The following is a 15632-nucleotide window of genomic DNA, read 5'->3' as shown; positions in this document are numbered from 1 at the left end:
TCTGGGGGTCACCACCTGGGAGTCACATCGCGCGACCCAAGGGTGGTGACCCTCAGAAGGTGCACCTCCGGTGGTGACCCTCAGAGGGCCATCGGTTCTAGGTTCAACCAGTCGATGGACATATAATGTGGGCAGTCCTTCGTGGGGTGCTCCATGTGCGATCTGCCGAAGCGGCGCCTGCTCAACGGTATCAGGCCGTGGCGGGCCGTCGTCGCCGTCGTGGGCCTCGCGGCCATTGCCGCAGGCTGGGTGGTCCCCGGCCTCCTCTCGGCTGTGCCGATCGGTGCCGGCTCCCTCGTGCTCCTGGCCGCAGTGCTCCCCGCCCTCCGCGACATCGAGCTCGGCCTGCCGGGGGACATCAAGTTCTCCGCCGCCCTCTCGGGGCGTGAGCAGGGCATCACCGACGTGTTCGAGCAGCAGCGCGGCGACCTCCAGCTGTGCGCGCAGCTGCTGTGCGGCGATCCCGAGCAGGCCAAGACCCTGCTCGAGGCCGCGTGGGCCCGCACCGCCGAGGTCTGGCGCGGTCCCGTGACTCCGCAGCTTCGGCTCTACACGCTGTGCGTCCTCGTCCACCTCCTCGAGACCAGCGAGCGCTGGACGCCGGCCAAGAAGCCGAAGCACCCGAGCCGCCTGGCCGCGCTCCCCGCGGGCGAGCGGGTCGCCGTCGTACTCCACGACTTCGCCTCGCTCACCGTCGCTGAGATCGCGGGGCTGACCGAGAGCACGACGGCGGCCGTCACCGACCGCCTGCGCGCCGCCAACGAGAAGGCGCAGCTCGCGCTGGGAAGCGGGCCGTCGTGAACAGCGAACTCCGCCAGCGGCTCTACGCCGAGGCGGCCGCACTCGCTGCACGGCATCCGGCGGACATCGACAGCGCTGTTGCGCGCGGCCGTTCGCGCCTGCGCGCACGGCTCATGGCATTGAGCATCATCGCCGTCGTCGCCGTGCTCGCCGCCGCGGCCGCCCTCATCGCCGTGCGGCTGGTCGGCCCCGCCGGCGGCCAGGCCAGCGTCATCGGCGTCGCCGTCAGCGCCCCGAACTCGTCAGTCGCGATCGGCGACGCCGTCCAGACCACGGCGACCGCCGCCCTGAGCGACGGCGGGACCCGCCAGCTGACCGACGGCGTCACCTGGTCGAGCTCGGACCCGGCCGCCCTGACGGTCGACGACAACGGGCTCGTCAGGGCCCACCATGCGGGCAGCGCACGCATCAGCGCCACGTTCGGCAGCTTCAGCGGCTCACTGGTGCTGACCGGGACGCAAGGCCCGGCGAGCGCCCCACCGACCGTAGACAAGCTGCAGGTCGACCCGTCCACCCTGACTGTCAAGGCTGGCACGAAGGGCACGCTCTCATCGCACTTCGTCCTGAGCGACGGTTCCACCGCGTCGCCTCCCCGCGTGGAATGGGCTTCGTCCGACCCCACCGTCGGGACGGTCCAGGCCCAGCCGGACGGTCAGGCCGTCGGCACCGCCCTCAAGGCGGGGACGGTCACCGTCACGGCCACCGCACAGGACGCCAGCGGGAAGGCCTTCACTGCGACGGCGACCATTTCCGTCCTTCCGCCCGACGTGCTGCGCGTCGAGGTGAGCCCGGCCCAGCCGCCGCAGATGACCGTGGGCGGCCCGCCGACCAAGTTCACCGCGACCGTGACCTACAGCGACGGGACGAAGGCCCCGAGCGACCTCGTCGCCTGGTCCGTCAACGACACGAACATCGTGCGCATGGACAGCAAGGGCCAGGCGTTCCCCGTCGGGGCCGGCACCACGTGGATCACGGCCGAGATCGGCGGCACCACGAGCCAGCACGTGACGATCACCGTCAAAGGCATCGGCTGACGCCCGCGCGCGCGGTACCCTTCGGGCATGACACAGGAGAGGTGGCGTCAGCTGACCGAGTGGCCCACGCTCGCGGCCGCACTCGTGTTCCTCACGGCCTATTCCATCCAGGTCATCGCCAACCTTCCCCCCGACCGAGACTGGGCAGAGGTTCTCGTCTGGACTTCGTGGTTGGTCTTCCTCATCGACTACGCGGGGCAGCTGTGGCTCGCACCGCACCGCTGGCGCTGGTTCGCGCGGAACCTGCACGAGCTCGCGATCCTCGCACTGCCCGCCCTGCGGCCGCTGCGGCTCGTGACGTTCCTGCGGGTCGTGCACAACAAGGCCGGGGCCGCCCTGAGCGGTCGGCTGCTCATCTACGTCGTCGCCGCGGCGGTGACCCTCGTCTACTGCGGCGCGCTCACGGTCGAGGACGTCGAGCAGAACATGCCCGGGGCGAACATCCGCAGCTTCGGCGACGCGATCTGGTGGGCGCTCGAGACGATCACGACCGTCGGCTACGGCGACCACTACCCCGTGACCGTCATCGGGCGTCTCGTCGCGGCTGCCCTCATGATCTCGGGGATCGCGGTGCTCGGTGTCGTGACCGCGTCCATCGCGGCGTGGCTCGTGGAGAGCGTCTCCGCTCAGACGTCCGCCAAGCTCGAGGCCGAACTGGAGGCCGAGGTCGACGAGGTCGAGGCCGAGGTCGAGGCCTTCGACGAGTCGCTCGAGGCGAAGGTCCAGACCCTCACGGACCAGGTCGCGCGTCTGGCCGCCGCCCTCGAGGCGCGCGAGGCGGCGGATGCGGACAGCCTCCCCGCCCGGCGGCCCGAACGCGCCTAACCCGAGGTCAACCTGCGCGGCCCGACGTCAGCCTGCCCGGACCGCGGAAGGCGACCCCGCGGCGTCGTGCGTCGAGGCCAGCCCGGTGCGGATCTCGCGCTTGAGGATCTTCCCCGTCGGCCCCTTGGGGAGCTGCTGGACGATGTGGACCTCGCGGGGGTACTTGTACGCGGCGAGCTGGGACTTCACGAAGTCGCGGAGCTCCTCGGGCGTGGCCGCGCCGGGGCTGGTGAGGGCCACGACGGCGGCAACCTCCTCCCCCAGCTCGGCGTGGGGCACGCCGATTACCGCGGCCTCGGCGACCGCGGGATGTTCGTAGAGCACTTCCTCGACTTCGCGGGGGTAGATGTTGAAGCCGCCGCGGATGATGAGGTCCTTCTTGCGGTCCACGATCGAGTAGCACCCGTCGGCGTCGATCTTCCCCATGTCCCCGGTAAGGAACCAGCCGTCGCGGATCGCCTCCGCCGTGGCGTCGGGCCGCTTCCAATACCCCTTCATGATGTTGTGCCCCTGGACGGCGATCTCGCCCACCTCGCCGCAGGGGACGTCCTCGCCGTCGAGGCCGACGACGCGCAGCCGAACCCCCTCCACGGCCGTGCCGATCGAGCCGGGCTTGCGGAGCCGGTCCGGGTGGTTGAACGCGGCGACGGGGGACGTCTCGGACAGGCCGTAGCCCTCGAGGATGATGCACGAGAACTCGTCCTCGAAGCGGTGGAGGACCTCGACCGGGAGCGCCGCACCGCCGGAGATGCACACGCGCAGCGAGGACGTGTCGTAGCGGCGGTGGTCGGGGACGGCGAGGAGCGCGCTGTACATCGTGGGGACCCCGGCGAACACCGTGACGCGCTGCGACGCGATCACCTCGAGCGCCCCCTGGGCGGTGAACCGCGGCAGGAGCGCGATCGTGGCCCCGGCCATGATGGTGGTGTTCAGCGCGCACGTCTGCCCGAACGTGTGGAACAGGGGAAGTCCGCCGAACACAACGTCGTCCGAGGTCAGGTTCAAAAGCGTGCGGACTGTCAGGTCCGCGTTGAGGATCAGGTTGTCATGGGTCAGCTCCGCGCCCTTGGGCCGGCCGGTGGTCCCGGAGGTGTAGAGGATCACGGCGGTGTCCTCGCCGGCCCGCTCCACGACCTGTGCAAGCGGCTCCTCGTCCCCGAGGCTTATGGCGAACGAGCCCGGCTCGACGACGATGACCCTGGCGCCGCTCGCGGCCGCCCCGGCGATGGCCTCGTCTCCCACGGTCGATGCCGCGAAGAGCACCTCGGCCCCCGAGTCCCCGAGGTAGTAGGCGATCTCGCGCTCCTTGAGCAGCGGGTTCATGGGCACCACGACGGCGCCCGCCCGCAGCGCCCCGTAGTACACGGCCGCGAACTCGGGCACGTTGGGGAGCATGACCGCCACGCGCCCGCCCGGCACGACTCCTCCCCGGGTGAGCATCCCCGCGACGCGGGCGCTGGCCGCATCGAGCGCGGCGTAGGTCCAGGTCTCCTCGCCGCACACGATCGCGGTGCGCTCGCCGCGACGGGCGGCGCTCAGGGCGAGATGGTCGGCAAGGTTCACGGGATCTCCTGACGGAAGTTACTGTGGCGTAGGCCACACCCAGTGAAGCGTGAAACTGAGTCTCAGGTCAAGTGGGATCTAGTACCACGTGTCTCGTTCACGGAATGAGCTTGGCCGCCCGGATCATCGCCGCGAGCTCCGCCGTGGCTCCGGGGAGGGGCCTGCGGCCCCACAATCCGAGGTAGATCTCGGCCGCCGGGCCCGTCACCGTGCCCAGCGGCGTCTCGGCCTCCGGGCTGTCCGGCTCCGCCGCCGGTGAGACGAGCACCGTGGCCGACCCGCCGCCGTCGTGCGTCACCTCGAAGCGCACGACGCCGGGCAGTCCCCTCGTGCGCCCGAGCCGCACCTGGCGGGGGTAGAAGCCGAACAGGACCTCATGGATGCCGTCGAGGGCAACGTCTCCTTCGAGGTCCCAGTCGTCGGCGAGCTTGAGGGAGCTGAGGAGATCGAATGTGTGGATCGCCGTCTCGTGGACCTGGCGGCGCACCCAGAAGGCCGCGACGCGGTCACCCCACAGGGTCCACGCGGGGGCGCCGGGACCGGCAGCCCGGAGTGCCTCGACGAGGTGCTCGGCGCTCGTGCGGTACCAGCGCACGAGGTCCGCGTCCGGTGGGCGCGGTGTCTCGGCCGGCGCGTGCTCGGCGCCGAGCGACGCGGCGGCCCATCGGTGGATCCCGGCGAGGTGGTCGATGAGGTCGCCAAGCCTCCACCCCGGGCAGGTGGGGACGGGCTTGCCGAGCATGGCCTCATCGACCGCCTGGTCGATCTCCTCCGCGAAGGTGCGCGTGAGGGATTCTAGGCGGTCGACGGCTTCGGCGAAAGCTTCGGGCGAGGTCGGGTTCTGGTTCTCCGGCACAGGGTCGAGGGTACCGCGCTGAGGGTGCGCCGCAGAGTCTACGTCCCGAGGAACCCGCGCACCGCCTCGGCGAACACCACCGCGTCGACGTTGTGCATCTGGCCCTCGAGGACACCCGTCGCCGCGTCCGGAATCGCCGCCGCGGCCGCCTGCGCGGCTGCGGGCAGGAAGGCGGGGCTCGCTCCGCCCGCCAGGACGAGGGTCGGGGCGGTGATCCTGCCGAAGACGTCCACGGGCACGCCGCCGTCGTGGCCCATGGCCGCGTTGTCGTACGCGAGGGTCGGGGCCACGCGAACGCCCTCCGCCCAGAAGGGCGACTGCCGCGTGCCGTCGATGGCCTCGTCCGGCAGGCCCACGTAGCGGAGGAACGTTGTCAGGGCGCCGTCGAAGTCCTCCGCTGCGAGCGCGGCGTCGAGCGTCTCGGTGTACTGCTTCGCCCGGGCCAGGCCTGCGTCGTCGGTCATGAAGGGCGGTTCCCACATGACGAGCGCGCGCACGGGCAGCACGGCCGCGGCGCGGCCGGCGAGCGCGGCGCCCGAGGAGAAGCCGACGAGGGCCGCGTCCGCGCCGTCGTGCGCTTGTGCGCTACGCGCGATGTCAAGGAGCGCGCCGATGTCCTCGATCTCGCGGTCGACGGCGAACGGCTGGGTGTCGGTGCTTTCGCCGCGGCCGCGGCGGTCGTAGTTGTAGACCGTGAAGGTCTCGGCGAGGGCCTCTGCGAGCTGGGCGTCCGCCCGGCGGTCCGCGGTCGCGCCCGAGACGAGGATGAGAGGGGCCCCGGAGCCGAGGCGGTCGTAGGCGATGGAGGTTCCGTCAGCTGAAGTGAGGCGTTCCATGGGTCCACGCTACCCTGCGGTCACTGCTCCGTGAGGCATTCCAGCTCGCCGCTGGCGATGCATTCGATGGTTCGCCCGCGTCATGGCTGCACGCGTCCGGACGGCGGATCATGTGGATCCCGGATCTGTACGACGTCGAGCTACTACCCGTGCTCGAGAAGCTGGACAGGGCTAAGAAGAGGCACGACCATGGTCGCCGCAGCGCGTGAGGCGCCTGATCTGGCGGGCTCTCCTAGCATTGAGGGCCAAGGGACGCTGCAGGAGGGGACGTCCATGGACCTCTCTGTGGTACTGAAGCGGTACTATGGGATATGGCCATCAACGTCCGCATTCCAGAGGAACTCGACCGCCAGCTCGAAGCCGTGGCAGCGGCCGAGCACGTTTCGAAGAACGCCCTCCTGCTGCGCGGGGCGCAGCTTGTCGTCGAACGCCACGAGCGGCGGAAACAGCTCGAAGAAGGCCTGAATTTCGTTCTGACACACGACAAGGAGTTCCTCGACCGTCTTGCTGACGCATGACTGCCTTCCTTGATCTCGAGGATGCCCTGTTCGTGGTCGAACGCATGGGAATCCATGTGAAGGACGCTGGCCTCCTCGCCTCTGCACTCGCACGGCCGGCTACTGCTGTGGGCGGTCACGATGTGTATCAATCGCTGCCCGAGAAGGCGGCGGCGTTGTTGGAGTCCGTAACGCGAAACCAAGCCCTCATTGACGGAAATAGGCGCACTGCCTGGACTCTCACGGTACTTTTCCTGTGGATCAACGGGTTCGGCCACACCTTCAGCACCGACGAGGCGTTCGACCTCATGGTGGGCGTTGCGGCCAGACGCCGCACGCTCGACGAGTCGGCTCGCGTCATCGCAGCTCGCATCGCGCGCCGGGACTGATCTGGGGGCCCGCTGCGGGCATCACGGATCTGGCATGGTGTGGACGGTGGCGTCGCGCTCACGCACGGTCTCGTTTGTCGGAGGGGTTGGCTAGTGTGAGGGGCATGCTGGCGATCGGGCGGCCGGCGTGCAGAGCAGGGGGATGACGATGATCGTCGAATTCGGGTGGTTCCTGGACCGCGCTCCGTGGGCGTACGCGAGCCCGGGGCTGAACCGCGTGCGCGTGGGGCGGAAGAACCTCATCGGGCTCCTCCAGACGCGTCTCGGCCTGACGCGGGCGGAGACCCCCAGCGCCGAGCGCGTGAGCCAGTATCTGGCCACGCTCGAGCACCTCGACTCGCCGGATGCCTGGTTCCACGACTCCCTCCACGCCGACGCCTGGTCCACCGCCTACGACCTCCTTGCGGCGCGCGACGACGCCGTCGCGAACGGCTGGCGCGGCGACCTCCCCGACGAGTCGGCGCGTGAGGACACGCACGCGCGCGCCAGCACGGAGAGGGGCCCGGCGCACGACGGCGGGCCGTCGCCGCTGCTGCGCACGCTCGCCGCCGCCGAGCGCGCCGGGAGGGGGCCGGAACGCTCGGGAGGCACGGGAGGCGGGCTCGCGCCGTCGCTCGCGGACGACGTCGTCGAGCTCCTCGACGAGCTCGAGTCCTCTCCCCTGCCGTTGGGCATCGACGAGCTGGTCCTCCAACATCCCGAGGAGACGTTCCCGGCCGTGTGGCGGCGGATCATCGGCGCGCTGCGGGACCGAGGCGTCCGGGTGAGCGAGGCGCCGCAGCCGACGGGCGAGCCCGAGCTCACGGTCCTCTCCGCCGAGACGGAGTGGGAGGCCGCCGAGCACGCCGCCCGCTGGCTCGCCGCGGGCGGGGACGGTGGTGGGGATTCGGGCGCGAACGCGAGCACCGCTGTCGTGTGCTCGGACCCGACGCCCGTCCTGGACCAGTACCTCACGATGCACGGGCTGCCGCGCCTCGGCGTGGGCGAGCGGTCGGTGTGGCGCGCGCAGGACGCCCTCATCCCGCTGTTCTTCGAGCTCGTGTGGGAGCCGGCCAACGTCCACCTGCTTGCGGAGTTCCTCACACTCCCGGACTCGCCGGTGAGGCGCCGCGCCGCCCGGCACCTCCTGCGCGCGCTCACTCGCGAGCCCGGGACCCGCGGGCCCGAATGGGAGCGGGCCATCGCGGACATCGGCGCCGACGAGTCCCTCGGGCCCGACCTCGCGGCGCAGCTGGACCGGACGTTCAGCACGCACCTGCTGCTCGACGTCGAGCACCGCAGGCCCACCGGCGGCCAGCTCGTCGAGGCCGCGTCGTGGTTCGCGGCGGCGCTCAACGCGCGGGCCGCCGTAGTGCCCCGGCTGCAGACGACCTCCGCTCAGCTCAAGCGCATCCTCGCCCTCGTCGCGCCGCTACGACACGTCTCGCGGAAGGACTTGCGGCGGATCGTGGCGTCGGTCGTGACGGCGGACGCCGAGCCGATCCTGCCCGCCGAGGCCGCCCTCTGGCTGCGCCTCAACCACCTCGTGGAGCTCGGCGAGGACGTGGAGGACGCGCTGTGGTGGGGGTTCCAGTCCGCGTCGACCCCGCGCGTGCGCCGCTGGGACGCGCACGACGCCGCGACACTCGCCCGCGTGGGCGTCGAGCTCCCGAGCCCACAGGACCTGACCGCCCTCGCCGTCCGCGAGACGCTCGCGGCCGCGGGGCGGTGCAAGCGGCTCGTGATCGTGCAGATCGCCCAGCGCAACGGCGAGCGTGTCGACTCGAACCCGCTGCTCGAGGCGCTCGTTGAGAGGTATGGACGCGCCCCTGCCGTCGGCGACGGGAGCCCCAGCGTCGGCGGCGGGAGCTCCAGCGTCGCAGAGCGTATCGCCAAGGCGACGCGCGGGCCGTCGGACCTCACCGACGCCGACGGCGTGTGGCGCCTTGCCGGCCGGACTGCCCAGCTTCGTCGCGCCGATGCGGCGCGGCCGTCGGCTCCCGATCCTGTCCAAGAGGTCGGCGCGAACACGGCCCTCGCGCCCGAGACTCTCTCCTACTCGCAGCTCGACGTGCTGCTCGGCTGCTCGATGCGGTGGGCGCTCGAGCGCAAGGGCGGCCTGCGGGTCCCCGACGCGGCGGACATCCCCGAGGGCAGCCGCATGATCGGCTCGTTCGCGCATCGGGTCATCGAGGAGCTCCACGCCATGCTCCGGCCGCAGCACCGCGCGGTCCCCACGGACACCGAGATCCGTGCCGTAATCGACACCCTCGTGCCGCAGCTCGCGTCCGAGCTCCTCCTGCCCGGCCAGAAGGCACGCCGGCTCACGGTCGAGGCCGCGGTCAGGCAGGCGGCGTCGACCTTCTTCGGGATGCTCGAGCAGGGCGGAATCGTGCTGCAGGAGGTCGAGCAGGAGTTCTCGAAGGACCTCCCACTCGTCACGAGCGACGGCGTCGTGGCCGTCCCCGTGCGCGGCGCGGCGGACGCCGTCGGGATCGACTCCGACGGGCGCACCGTGGTGATCGACCTCAAGTGGTACAACTCGGCCAAGTACCTCCGCGAGAAGGTCCGCAAGGGCACCGCGCTGCAACTCGCCCTGTACCAGTGGGCGCTGCACGAGGGCGACGCCCCGCCGGACGACCCCACCGCGTACTACCTGCTCAAGCAGCACGCCTTCGCGTCGGCGCACGGGCATTTCGGGCCGGCGATCCCCCGCGAGGAGACCCCGGCGCAGCTGTGGGGCCGGGCGGTGCGCTCGGCCGAGTTCACGATCGAGCAGGTCCTCGGCGGGCGCGTCACGGCCACGAAGCCTGTCGAGGACGCGTTCGCCGAGCAGGCCAAGGCGTCGACCGCTCCAGGCGAGCAGCCCAAGACCATCGAGGACGTCGAGACCGCGGTGGGCCGCCTGTACGTCCAGCCGGGGTGCCGGTTCTGCCATTTCGGGGCCCTGTGCGGGCTGAAGGGAGACTACTCATGAGCGGCATCCTCGGCGGTGGCATCCTCGACAACGTCACGATGGTCTCGGCGAGCGCCGGGACGGGCAAGACCTACACGCTCACCGAGAAGATCGTCGCGCGCATCGCCGCCGGGACGCCGGCCGAGAAGACCATGGCCACGACCTTCACCAAGAAGGCCGCTGGCGAGCTGCGCGAGCGCATCGCCGCGCGGCTCCTGGATGCAGGCCAGCTCACCCGGACCGGCGGGCACGACGGCGGGCGGCCGGGCGAGCGCGAGGGCGTGCCGTCGTCGTCGGGCGGCTCACGCGCATCCGACCTCAGGCTGGCGTCCCAGCAGCTCGGGGCAAGCCTCATCGGCACGGTCAACAGCGTGTGCGGACAGCTGCTCGCCGAGTACGCGATCGATGCGGGCCTCTCCCCCGCGCTCGAGGTGATCGGCGAGGACCAGCTGGATGCGATGTTCAAGCTCGCCACCGACGAGGTCCGGGCGGACCATGCCGAGACGCTCGCGCCGATCGCGCGCCGCATGGGCACGCACCCGGACCAGTCCGGCGAATACCAGGTGGAGTCGTGGGAGGACACGGTCCAGCGGGTCGTGAACCTGGCCCGGACCAACCTGCTGTCTCCGAACGAGGTGCGCAGGTGTACGGACGCCTCGTGGGCCGGGTTCCGGGCCCTGCTCGACGACCCGGCCGAGGACAGCCGGGCCGAGTGGTTCCGGGAGCTGCACGCGCTGCGAGCCGTGGCAGAACGCGTGGCCGGCACTGGGGAAGGCGTCGACGGCAAGGCCGTGGACACCGCTGCCAAAGGCTTTGCCGAGAACTACCCCAAGATCCTGGACAAGATCGCCAAGGCGCAGGACGTCGAGACGACGCCGTGGGAGGTGTGGCGCGGCTTCCTCGGATCGGGCGCGCCGAAGGCACTCAAGAGCATCTTCGGAGACCTCAAGAAGCGAATCCACGAGGAGCTGCCGTCCAACCGGGCGTTCCACGCGGACCTCGAGGGGTACATCCGCGGCGTCTTCGCGTGCGCGGCGGACTGCCTAGACGCCTACGAGGAGTTCAAGCGCGGGAACGCGCTCATGGACTTCGTGGACCAGGAGGCCAAGGTCCTCGAGCTCGCACGGCACAACGAGGCGTTCCGCGAGTCGTTCCGCGGGCGGATCGAGTTCCTCGTGGTGGACGAGTTCCAGGACACGAGCCCGCTCCAGCTGGCCCTGTTCCTCGAGCTGAGCGCGCTCGTGGAGCAGGCCGTGTGGGTGGGCGATCCGAAGCAGGCCATCTACGAGTTTCGCGGCACCGACCCGGAACTCATGGAGGCCGTCATGACGCGGGTATCGGCCGAGCGGCGGGAACAGCTCTCGCACACGTGGCGGTCGAGGCAGGCCGTCGTGGACCTCTCCAATGCGGTGTTCGAGCGGGTTTTCACCGGTGACGCCGGCAACGGTGGCCACGGGATGACCGAGGCGTCGGTGCACCTCGAGCTGCCCGCTGCGAAGGTCGCCCAGTACGCCGGGGACGCGGGGAGCGTCGAGGCGTGGACGCGCGCCCAGTCGAACGCGCCGGAGCGGCTCCGCGCCACGGCCGCGGGCGTGCGGGAGCTCCTCGGGCGCGGACTCACCGTGGATGGGCAGCCCCTGCGGGCCTCGGACGTGGCCGTCCTGACGCGGACCAACGCCGAGGTCGCGGCCCTCGCCAAGGCGCTCGACGAGCTGGGCGTCCGCTCGAGCCTCGACCCCAGATCCCTCGGAACGGCCCGCGAGGTCCAGCTCACGCGCGCCGGCATGGCCTACGTCGCGGACCGGTATGACACCGTTGCGCTGGCGGAGCTCGTGGCCCTGCACCCCGACCACCCGTCGCACTCCATGTGGCAGCAGGAGCTGCTCGGCGCCGTCGTGCCTAGGGAACAGGTGCGGAATAAGGAAGGCGAGGTGGTTGCGGGGCCGCGGCTCCTGCACGACGCGTGGCGGGCCGCGCCCGTCGTCACGGCGCTGGACGCGCTGCGCGAGCAGGCCGTTGCGGCGACGCCGACCGAGGTCCTCGAGGCCGTGACCGGGGCACTGGGGCTGCCGCGGCTCATCGCGGGCTGGTCCGCGCCGGAGCGGAGGCTGCGGAACCTCGACGCGTTCCGGGGGGCGGTGGAGCTGTACTACGAGCGCTGCCGGGCGCTGCGGGAGCCGGCGACGCTGCGCGGGTTCCTCGACTTCTTCGCCTCGGACGAGCACGACTCGGCGGAGAACGCCGGGCCGGATGTGGTGAATGTGCTCACGTACCACAAGGCGAAAGGCCTCGAGTGGCCCGTGGTGGTCATGGAGAGCCTCGACAAGGAGACGAAGGCCCGGCCCTTCGGCGCCGGAGTCGAGGCCACGCGGGCCCTGGACCTGGCCGACCCGCTCGCGGGCCGGTGGATCCGGCTGTGGCCGAGCCCGTTCCCGTACGGCGGGTCGCCGCTGGACGCCCGGGCGCAGGCGAGCGAGGCCGCCGCTCGGTTCCTCGCGCGCGAGCAGCGCAACCAGGCGCGGCTCATGTACGTGGGCATGACCCGCGCCGCCCACACCACCGTGCTGACCGCGAAGAACGGCACGCCGAGCATGCTCAACGACCTCGGCATCGAGGGACTCGTGGGGTGGAAGGCCGGCGGCGAGGAGGCGGTGGTCGTGGGACGGGAGACGAAGGTCCCCGCGCGGGTGGCCGCCCTCGAGCCTGCTGAGGCCGTGGCGCCCGACGGCGAATGGTCGCCACGGTTCGTCGACGCGCCCGCAGCGGGCCCCGCCGTCGTGCGCCTCCCGGCAAGGCTCAAGGCGAGCGAGGCCCTGTCACCGATGGTTGAGCGCAGCGAAGCGGAGTCGAGATCCCCTGCCGCCATCCGCGAAGTCGCCCACCTCGGCACTCCCCTCGCGACCCACGGCTCCGAGGACTGGGGCGCCGTGGGCAGCGCGGTCCACGCGTACCTCGGCACGCAGTTCCGAGCGCTCGACGAATCGGATCGCACCCGCCTGGCGGAGCGACTCGTGGACCGCTGGGGCGTCTCCCGCACCGTGGGCGCGCAGCTCCTCACGACGGCCGGCGCGCGCTTCGAGGCGTGGCTCGACGCCGAGTTCCCCGGCTGGACCCGCCACCGAGAGGCGGCGATCGGCTGGCGCCCGAACGGCCAGACCATGGAGGGCTGGATCGACCTGCTCCTCGAGGGGCCGGAAGGGTTCGTGCTCGTTGACCACAAGACGTACCCCGGCAACGACCCCGAGGGACACATCCGAGCCCACTACCTGGGCCAGATGGATGCCTACCAGCGGGCCGTCGAGGCCGCGACCGACAGGCCGGTCCTGAGGATCCTCATGCACCTGCCGGCGCTCGGCAAGGTGTTCGAGGTCAGCGGCTCACTGGACCAGACCCACCCTGTCGAGAAGTAACGCCATGACGCTCACCATGGCGTTACTTGGCGGAACCGCCCCCACGACCCGCCCACCGCGCAGGCAGCCCACATCAAGCCCAGGCGATGACGGCGTCGTCGAGCACCAGCAACGTCGCCCGATCCCGAGCGGTCACGCACAGGCACGCCTGCCCTGAAGGGGAGGACTTCAGCTCCAGAAGGCGTCGATCTCCGCTGCGACGCGGCGGCCTTGGTCTCGGCCGGCTCGAGCTGCGGGAATACGCGACTCGGGATCCAGCGGATTGACACCCATTGCCTCCTGCGACACGGCATCCGCATTGATCATGAGGACACGGGCAGGATCCAGAGCACGCAACTGTTCGTCTGGGACGGCGACGCCCAAGGGGGTTTCCGCAGGCGATGGAACGAGGATCAGGACTTGCTCTGCGCCTGCCGCAAGGTCCGCGTTGGCCAATGACCTCGCGCCGCCGTCCATGTAGAGGCGTCCCTCGATTTCGACCGGCGGCCAAACCCCGGGGACAGCGCAGCTCGCCGCCACGACATCCACCAGATTCGTTCCAGACGTTCTGTCGAACACCCGGAGCTCGCCTGTGCTCGTGTCGACCGCGGAGATGAGCAGCGGCCAGCCCGACCACTCGTGCGTCGTCAAACGCGCCTCGATGACGGCGCGGCGCATGGCCGCGGGTGGGGTGTCCGCCTTGAGGGCGAGCGTGCCCAACCGTTGCCGCACCTGCACAGCCGAGGCCGCGTCGTTCGTTGCGTCCGCGATCATGCCGCCCAACTGCGCGAGGTCGATCGTGGCGCTGAGCTCCGTCGTCGTCGCCGCGATCTGCCGGTCGAAAAGTCCTTGGAGGCTCTCTCCGGAGGAGATCTGGGCGGCGACCGTCGACCCCGCAGAGGTCCCGACCAAAGTCGTCGAGTGCGTCAGGAGACGCTGGACCAGGGCGGGTGCCTCGTCCTGGAGCCCGAGGAGAAAACCCGTCTCCCAGGCGATTCCCGCCACACCGCCGCCGGCTAGTACCAGGGCTCTCTTCGTTGAAATCATGCATTCTCCTCAGTAGGGCTCGCGCGCTTGCAGGATGACGAAGCCAAGCGGCGGGATCGCCCGGCCTGGGTTGAGGATGCCGTGCGGGTCCAGCGCGTTCTTCACGGCGTGGTGCAGAGCCAGGCTGACGGGCGAGAGCTCCTTGCGCAGCCCGTCGAGCTTGAGGGTCCCGACGCCGTGCTCGCCGCTCACCGTCCCGCCGGCAGCGAGAGCGGCGTCGATGATCTCGGTGAAGGCCTCATGCGCCCGGGCTTTGGCCGCGTCGTCGCCGGGCGTCGTGATGATGAGCGGGTGGAGGTTGCCGTCCCCGGCGTGGGCGATGTTGGCGATGAGCACGCTGTGGGCAGCGGCGATCTCCTCGATTCGGGCGAGGACCTCGGGGACCTTGGCCTTGGGAACGCAGACGTCCTCGGTGAGGACTGGGCCGAGCCGCTCGAGGGCCGGGTAGGCGAGTCGGCGGGCGGCGTACAGCGCATCGGATTCCTGCTCGTCGGCGGAGACGGCGGCGACGCTCGCCCCGGCCTCCTCGAAGCAGCGCGCCAGCTCGGCAGCCTCGAACGCGCCCTGCTCGCCGGGGGCATCGGTGCGGCCGATGAGCACGGCGTTCGCGTCAGTGGAGAGGCCCATGTGCTTCCAGTCGTCCACGGCCTTAAGGCAGTGGCGGTCCACGAGCTCGAGCACGGACGGGCTGATGCCGGATTCTGCGACGAGCGCGACGGCCCGCCCCGCGTCCACGAGCGAGTCGAACATCCCCGCCACCGTGATGGGCGCCGGCGGCAGGGGCCGCAGCCGCACCACGATCTCGGTCACGACGGCGAGCGTCCCCTCCGAGCCCACGATCAGACCCGCGAGGTCGTACCCGGCAACGCCCTTGGCTGTCCGATGGCCGAGCCTGGTGATCTCCCCCGTGCCGGTCACGACCTCGAGCTCCAGGACGTAGTCGCGGGTCACACCGTACTTGACGCAGCACATCCCGCCCGCGTTAGTCGCGACGTTGCCGCCGATCGTGGACCACGGCGACGAGGCCGGGTCCGGCGGGTACCAGAGGCCGTGCCGCGCGACGTGGGCGCGCAGGTCGTCGTTGACCACGCCCGGCTGGACGCGTGCCCAGCGCTCGGCCTCGTTGACCTCGAGGACCGCGTTCATCCGCTCGAACGAGACGATGACGCAGCCCTCGATCGCGTTGGCCCCACCTGAGAGTCCGGTCCCCGCGCCGCGCGGCACGAGTGGCGTGCCCGTCTCCACGCACCAGCGCACCACCGCGGCCACCTCCTCGGCCGACTCGGGCCGAACGACGGCGAGTGGTGTCCCGAAGACGGCCCACTCCCCCTCGTCGTGGAGGTACCCGCCGAACGAGGCCTCCGCCGTCAGGACGCGGCCCTCGGGGAGGGCCGCCATGAGGTCCGCTGTGGTGGAGTGCATGCCAGAACGATATCGAAGCCGCGCCGGCCACCCACGAC

General features: G+C 71.1%; 12 protein-coding genes. 7 read left to right on the top strand and 5 right to left on the bottom strand.

All coding sequences use genetic code 11. From position 1 onward, the window contains the following. The first annotated feature begins 153 nt into the window (after positions 1–153). From RBS60_RS02495 to RBS60_RS02485, 3 genes are read left to right on the top strand one after another with little or no spacing between them, the layout of a single operon-like run. A complete protein-coding gene (locus RBS60_RS02495; protein WP_307955923.1) occupies positions 154–801 on the top strand; it encodes a hypothetical protein in 648 nt (215 codons plus the stop codon). Beyond that, entirely contained in the window at positions 798–1835 is a 1038-nt protein-coding gene (locus RBS60_RS02490) for an Ig-like domain-containing protein (protein ID WP_307955922.1), read from the top strand. The genes RBS60_RS02495 and RBS60_RS02490 overlap by 4 nt, the downstream gene beginning before the upstream one ends. A 27-nt stretch (positions 1836–1862) precedes the next feature. After that, the gene (locus RBS60_RS02485) at positions 1863–2660 is read left to right on the top strand and encodes an ion channel (RefSeq protein ID WP_307955921.1); all 798 of its coding nucleotides are present in this window, start codon (positions 1863–1865) and stop codon (positions 2658–2660) included. A 27-nt stretch (positions 2661–2687) separates the two neighbouring features. On the opposite strand, the gene RBS60_RS02480 is transcribed toward RBS60_RS02485, so the two are convergent. The 3 genes from RBS60_RS02480 to RBS60_RS02470 all read right to left on the bottom strand — a co-directional run bounded on the left by RBS60_RS02480 (position 2688) and on the right by RBS60_RS02470 (position 5915). Beyond that, complete coding sequence (locus RBS60_RS02480; protein WP_307955920.1) at positions 2688–4223, bottom strand: long-chain fatty acid--CoA ligase; 1536 nt, start codon at positions 4221–4223, stop codon at positions 2688–2690. Positions 4224–4320: 97 nt separating this feature from the next. Further along, entirely contained in the window at positions 4321–5079 is a 759-nt protein-coding gene (locus RBS60_RS02475) for a maleylpyruvate isomerase family mycothiol-dependent enzyme (protein ID WP_307955919.1), read from the bottom strand. A 38-nt stretch (positions 5080–5117) separates the two neighbouring features. Next, the gene (locus tag RBS60_RS02470) at positions 5118–5915 is read right to left on the bottom strand and encodes an alpha/beta fold hydrolase (protein WP_307955918.1); all 798 of its coding nucleotides are present in this window, start codon (positions 5913–5915) and stop codon (positions 5118–5120) included. A gap of 311 nt (positions 5916–6226) precedes the next feature. On the opposite strand from RBS60_RS02470, the gene RBS60_RS02465 reads away from it, so the two are divergent. The 4 genes from RBS60_RS02465 to RBS60_RS02450 all read left to right on the top strand — a co-directional run bounded on the left by RBS60_RS02465 (position 6227) and on the right by RBS60_RS02450 (position 13146). Next, on the top strand, positions 6227–6433 hold the full coding sequence (locus RBS60_RS02465) for a toxin-antitoxin system HicB family antitoxin (protein WP_307955917.1): 207 nt from the start codon (positions 6227–6229) through the stop codon (positions 6431–6433). Beyond that, positions 6430–6801 (top strand): Fic family protein, encoded by a 372-nt coding sequence (locus RBS60_RS02460; protein WP_307955916.1) that lies wholly within the window; start codon positions 6430–6432, stop codon positions 6799–6801. The genes RBS60_RS02465 and RBS60_RS02460 overlap by 4 nt, the downstream gene beginning before the upstream one ends. 148 nt (positions 6802–6949) lie before the next feature. Beyond that, positions 6950–9757 carry a PD-(D/E)XK nuclease family protein gene (locus RBS60_RS02455; protein WP_307955915.1) on the top strand — a complete coding sequence of 936 codons (2808 nt, stop codon included), beginning with the start codon at positions 6950–6952 and terminating at the stop codon, positions 9755–9757. Next, positions 9754–13146, top strand: a complete 3393-nt coding sequence (locus tag RBS60_RS02450) for a UvrD-helicase domain-containing protein (protein WP_307955914.1) — start codon at positions 9754–9756, stop codon at positions 13144–13146. The genes RBS60_RS02455 and RBS60_RS02450 overlap by 4 nt, the downstream gene beginning before the upstream one ends. A 168-nt stretch (positions 13147–13314) precedes the next feature. Here the strand turns inward: RBS60_RS02450 and RBS60_RS02445 are convergent, their stop codons facing one another. Further along, positions 13315–14172, bottom strand: coding sequence for a patatin-like phospholipase family protein (locus tag RBS60_RS02445; RefSeq protein WP_307955913.1), 858 nt, complete (start codon positions 14170–14172; stop codon positions 13315–13317). Between the two features lie 9 nt (positions 14173–14181). Continuing rightward, positions 14182–15594 (bottom strand): FAD-linked oxidase C-terminal domain-containing protein, encoded by a 1413-nt coding sequence (locus RBS60_RS02440; protein WP_307955912.1) that lies wholly within the window; start codon positions 15592–15594, stop codon positions 14182–14184. Positions 15595–15632: the final 38 nt, after the last annotated feature.

The sequence above is a fragment of the Sinomonas sp. ASV486 genome (assembly GCF_030908215.1).
In the GTDB taxonomy this organism is placed as follows: Bacteria; Actinomycetota; Actinomycetes; order Actinomycetales; family Micrococcaceae; genus Sinomonas; species Sinomonas puerhi.
Note: the sequence above shows the minus strand (reverse complement) of the source record. Positions and strands in the feature narration are given on the sequence as shown.

Excerpts from the sequence above, each read along its gene's own strand:
- RBS60_RS02485 (WP_307955921.1), top strand. The coding sequence starts at position 1,863 with ATGACACAGGAGAGGTGGCGTCAGCTGACCGAGTGGCCCACGCTCGCG.
- RBS60_RS02470 (WP_307955918.1), bottom strand. The coding sequence starts at position 5,915 with ATGGAACGCCTCACTTCAGCTGACGGAACCTCCATCGCCTACGACCGC.
- RBS60_RS02460 (WP_307955916.1), top strand. The coding sequence starts at position 6,430 with ATGACTGCCTTCCTTGATCTCGAGGATGCCCTGTTCGTGGTCGAACGC.
- RBS60_RS02455 (WP_307955915.1), top strand. The coding sequence starts at position 6,950 with ATGATCGTCGAATTCGGGTGGTTCCTGGACCGCGCTCCGTGGGCGTAC.
- RBS60_RS02465 (WP_307955917.1), top strand. The coding sequence starts at position 6,227 with ATGGCCATCAACGTCCGCATTCCAGAGGAACTCGACCGCCAGCTCGAA.
- RBS60_RS02495 (WP_307955923.1), top strand. The coding sequence starts at position 154 with ATGTGCGATCTGCCGAAGCGGCGCCTGCTCAACGGTATCAGGCCGTGG.
- RBS60_RS02445 (WP_307955913.1), bottom strand. The coding sequence starts at position 14,172 with ATGATTTCAACGAAGAGAGCCCTGGTACTAGCCGGCGGCGGTGTGGCG.
- RBS60_RS02440 (WP_307955912.1), bottom strand. The coding sequence starts at position 15,594 with ATGCACTCCACCACAGCGGACCTCATGGCGGCCCTCCCCGAGGGCCGC.
- RBS60_RS02450 (WP_307955914.1), top strand. The coding sequence starts at position 9,754 with ATGAGCGGCATCCTCGGCGGTGGCATCCTCGACAACGTCACGATGGTC.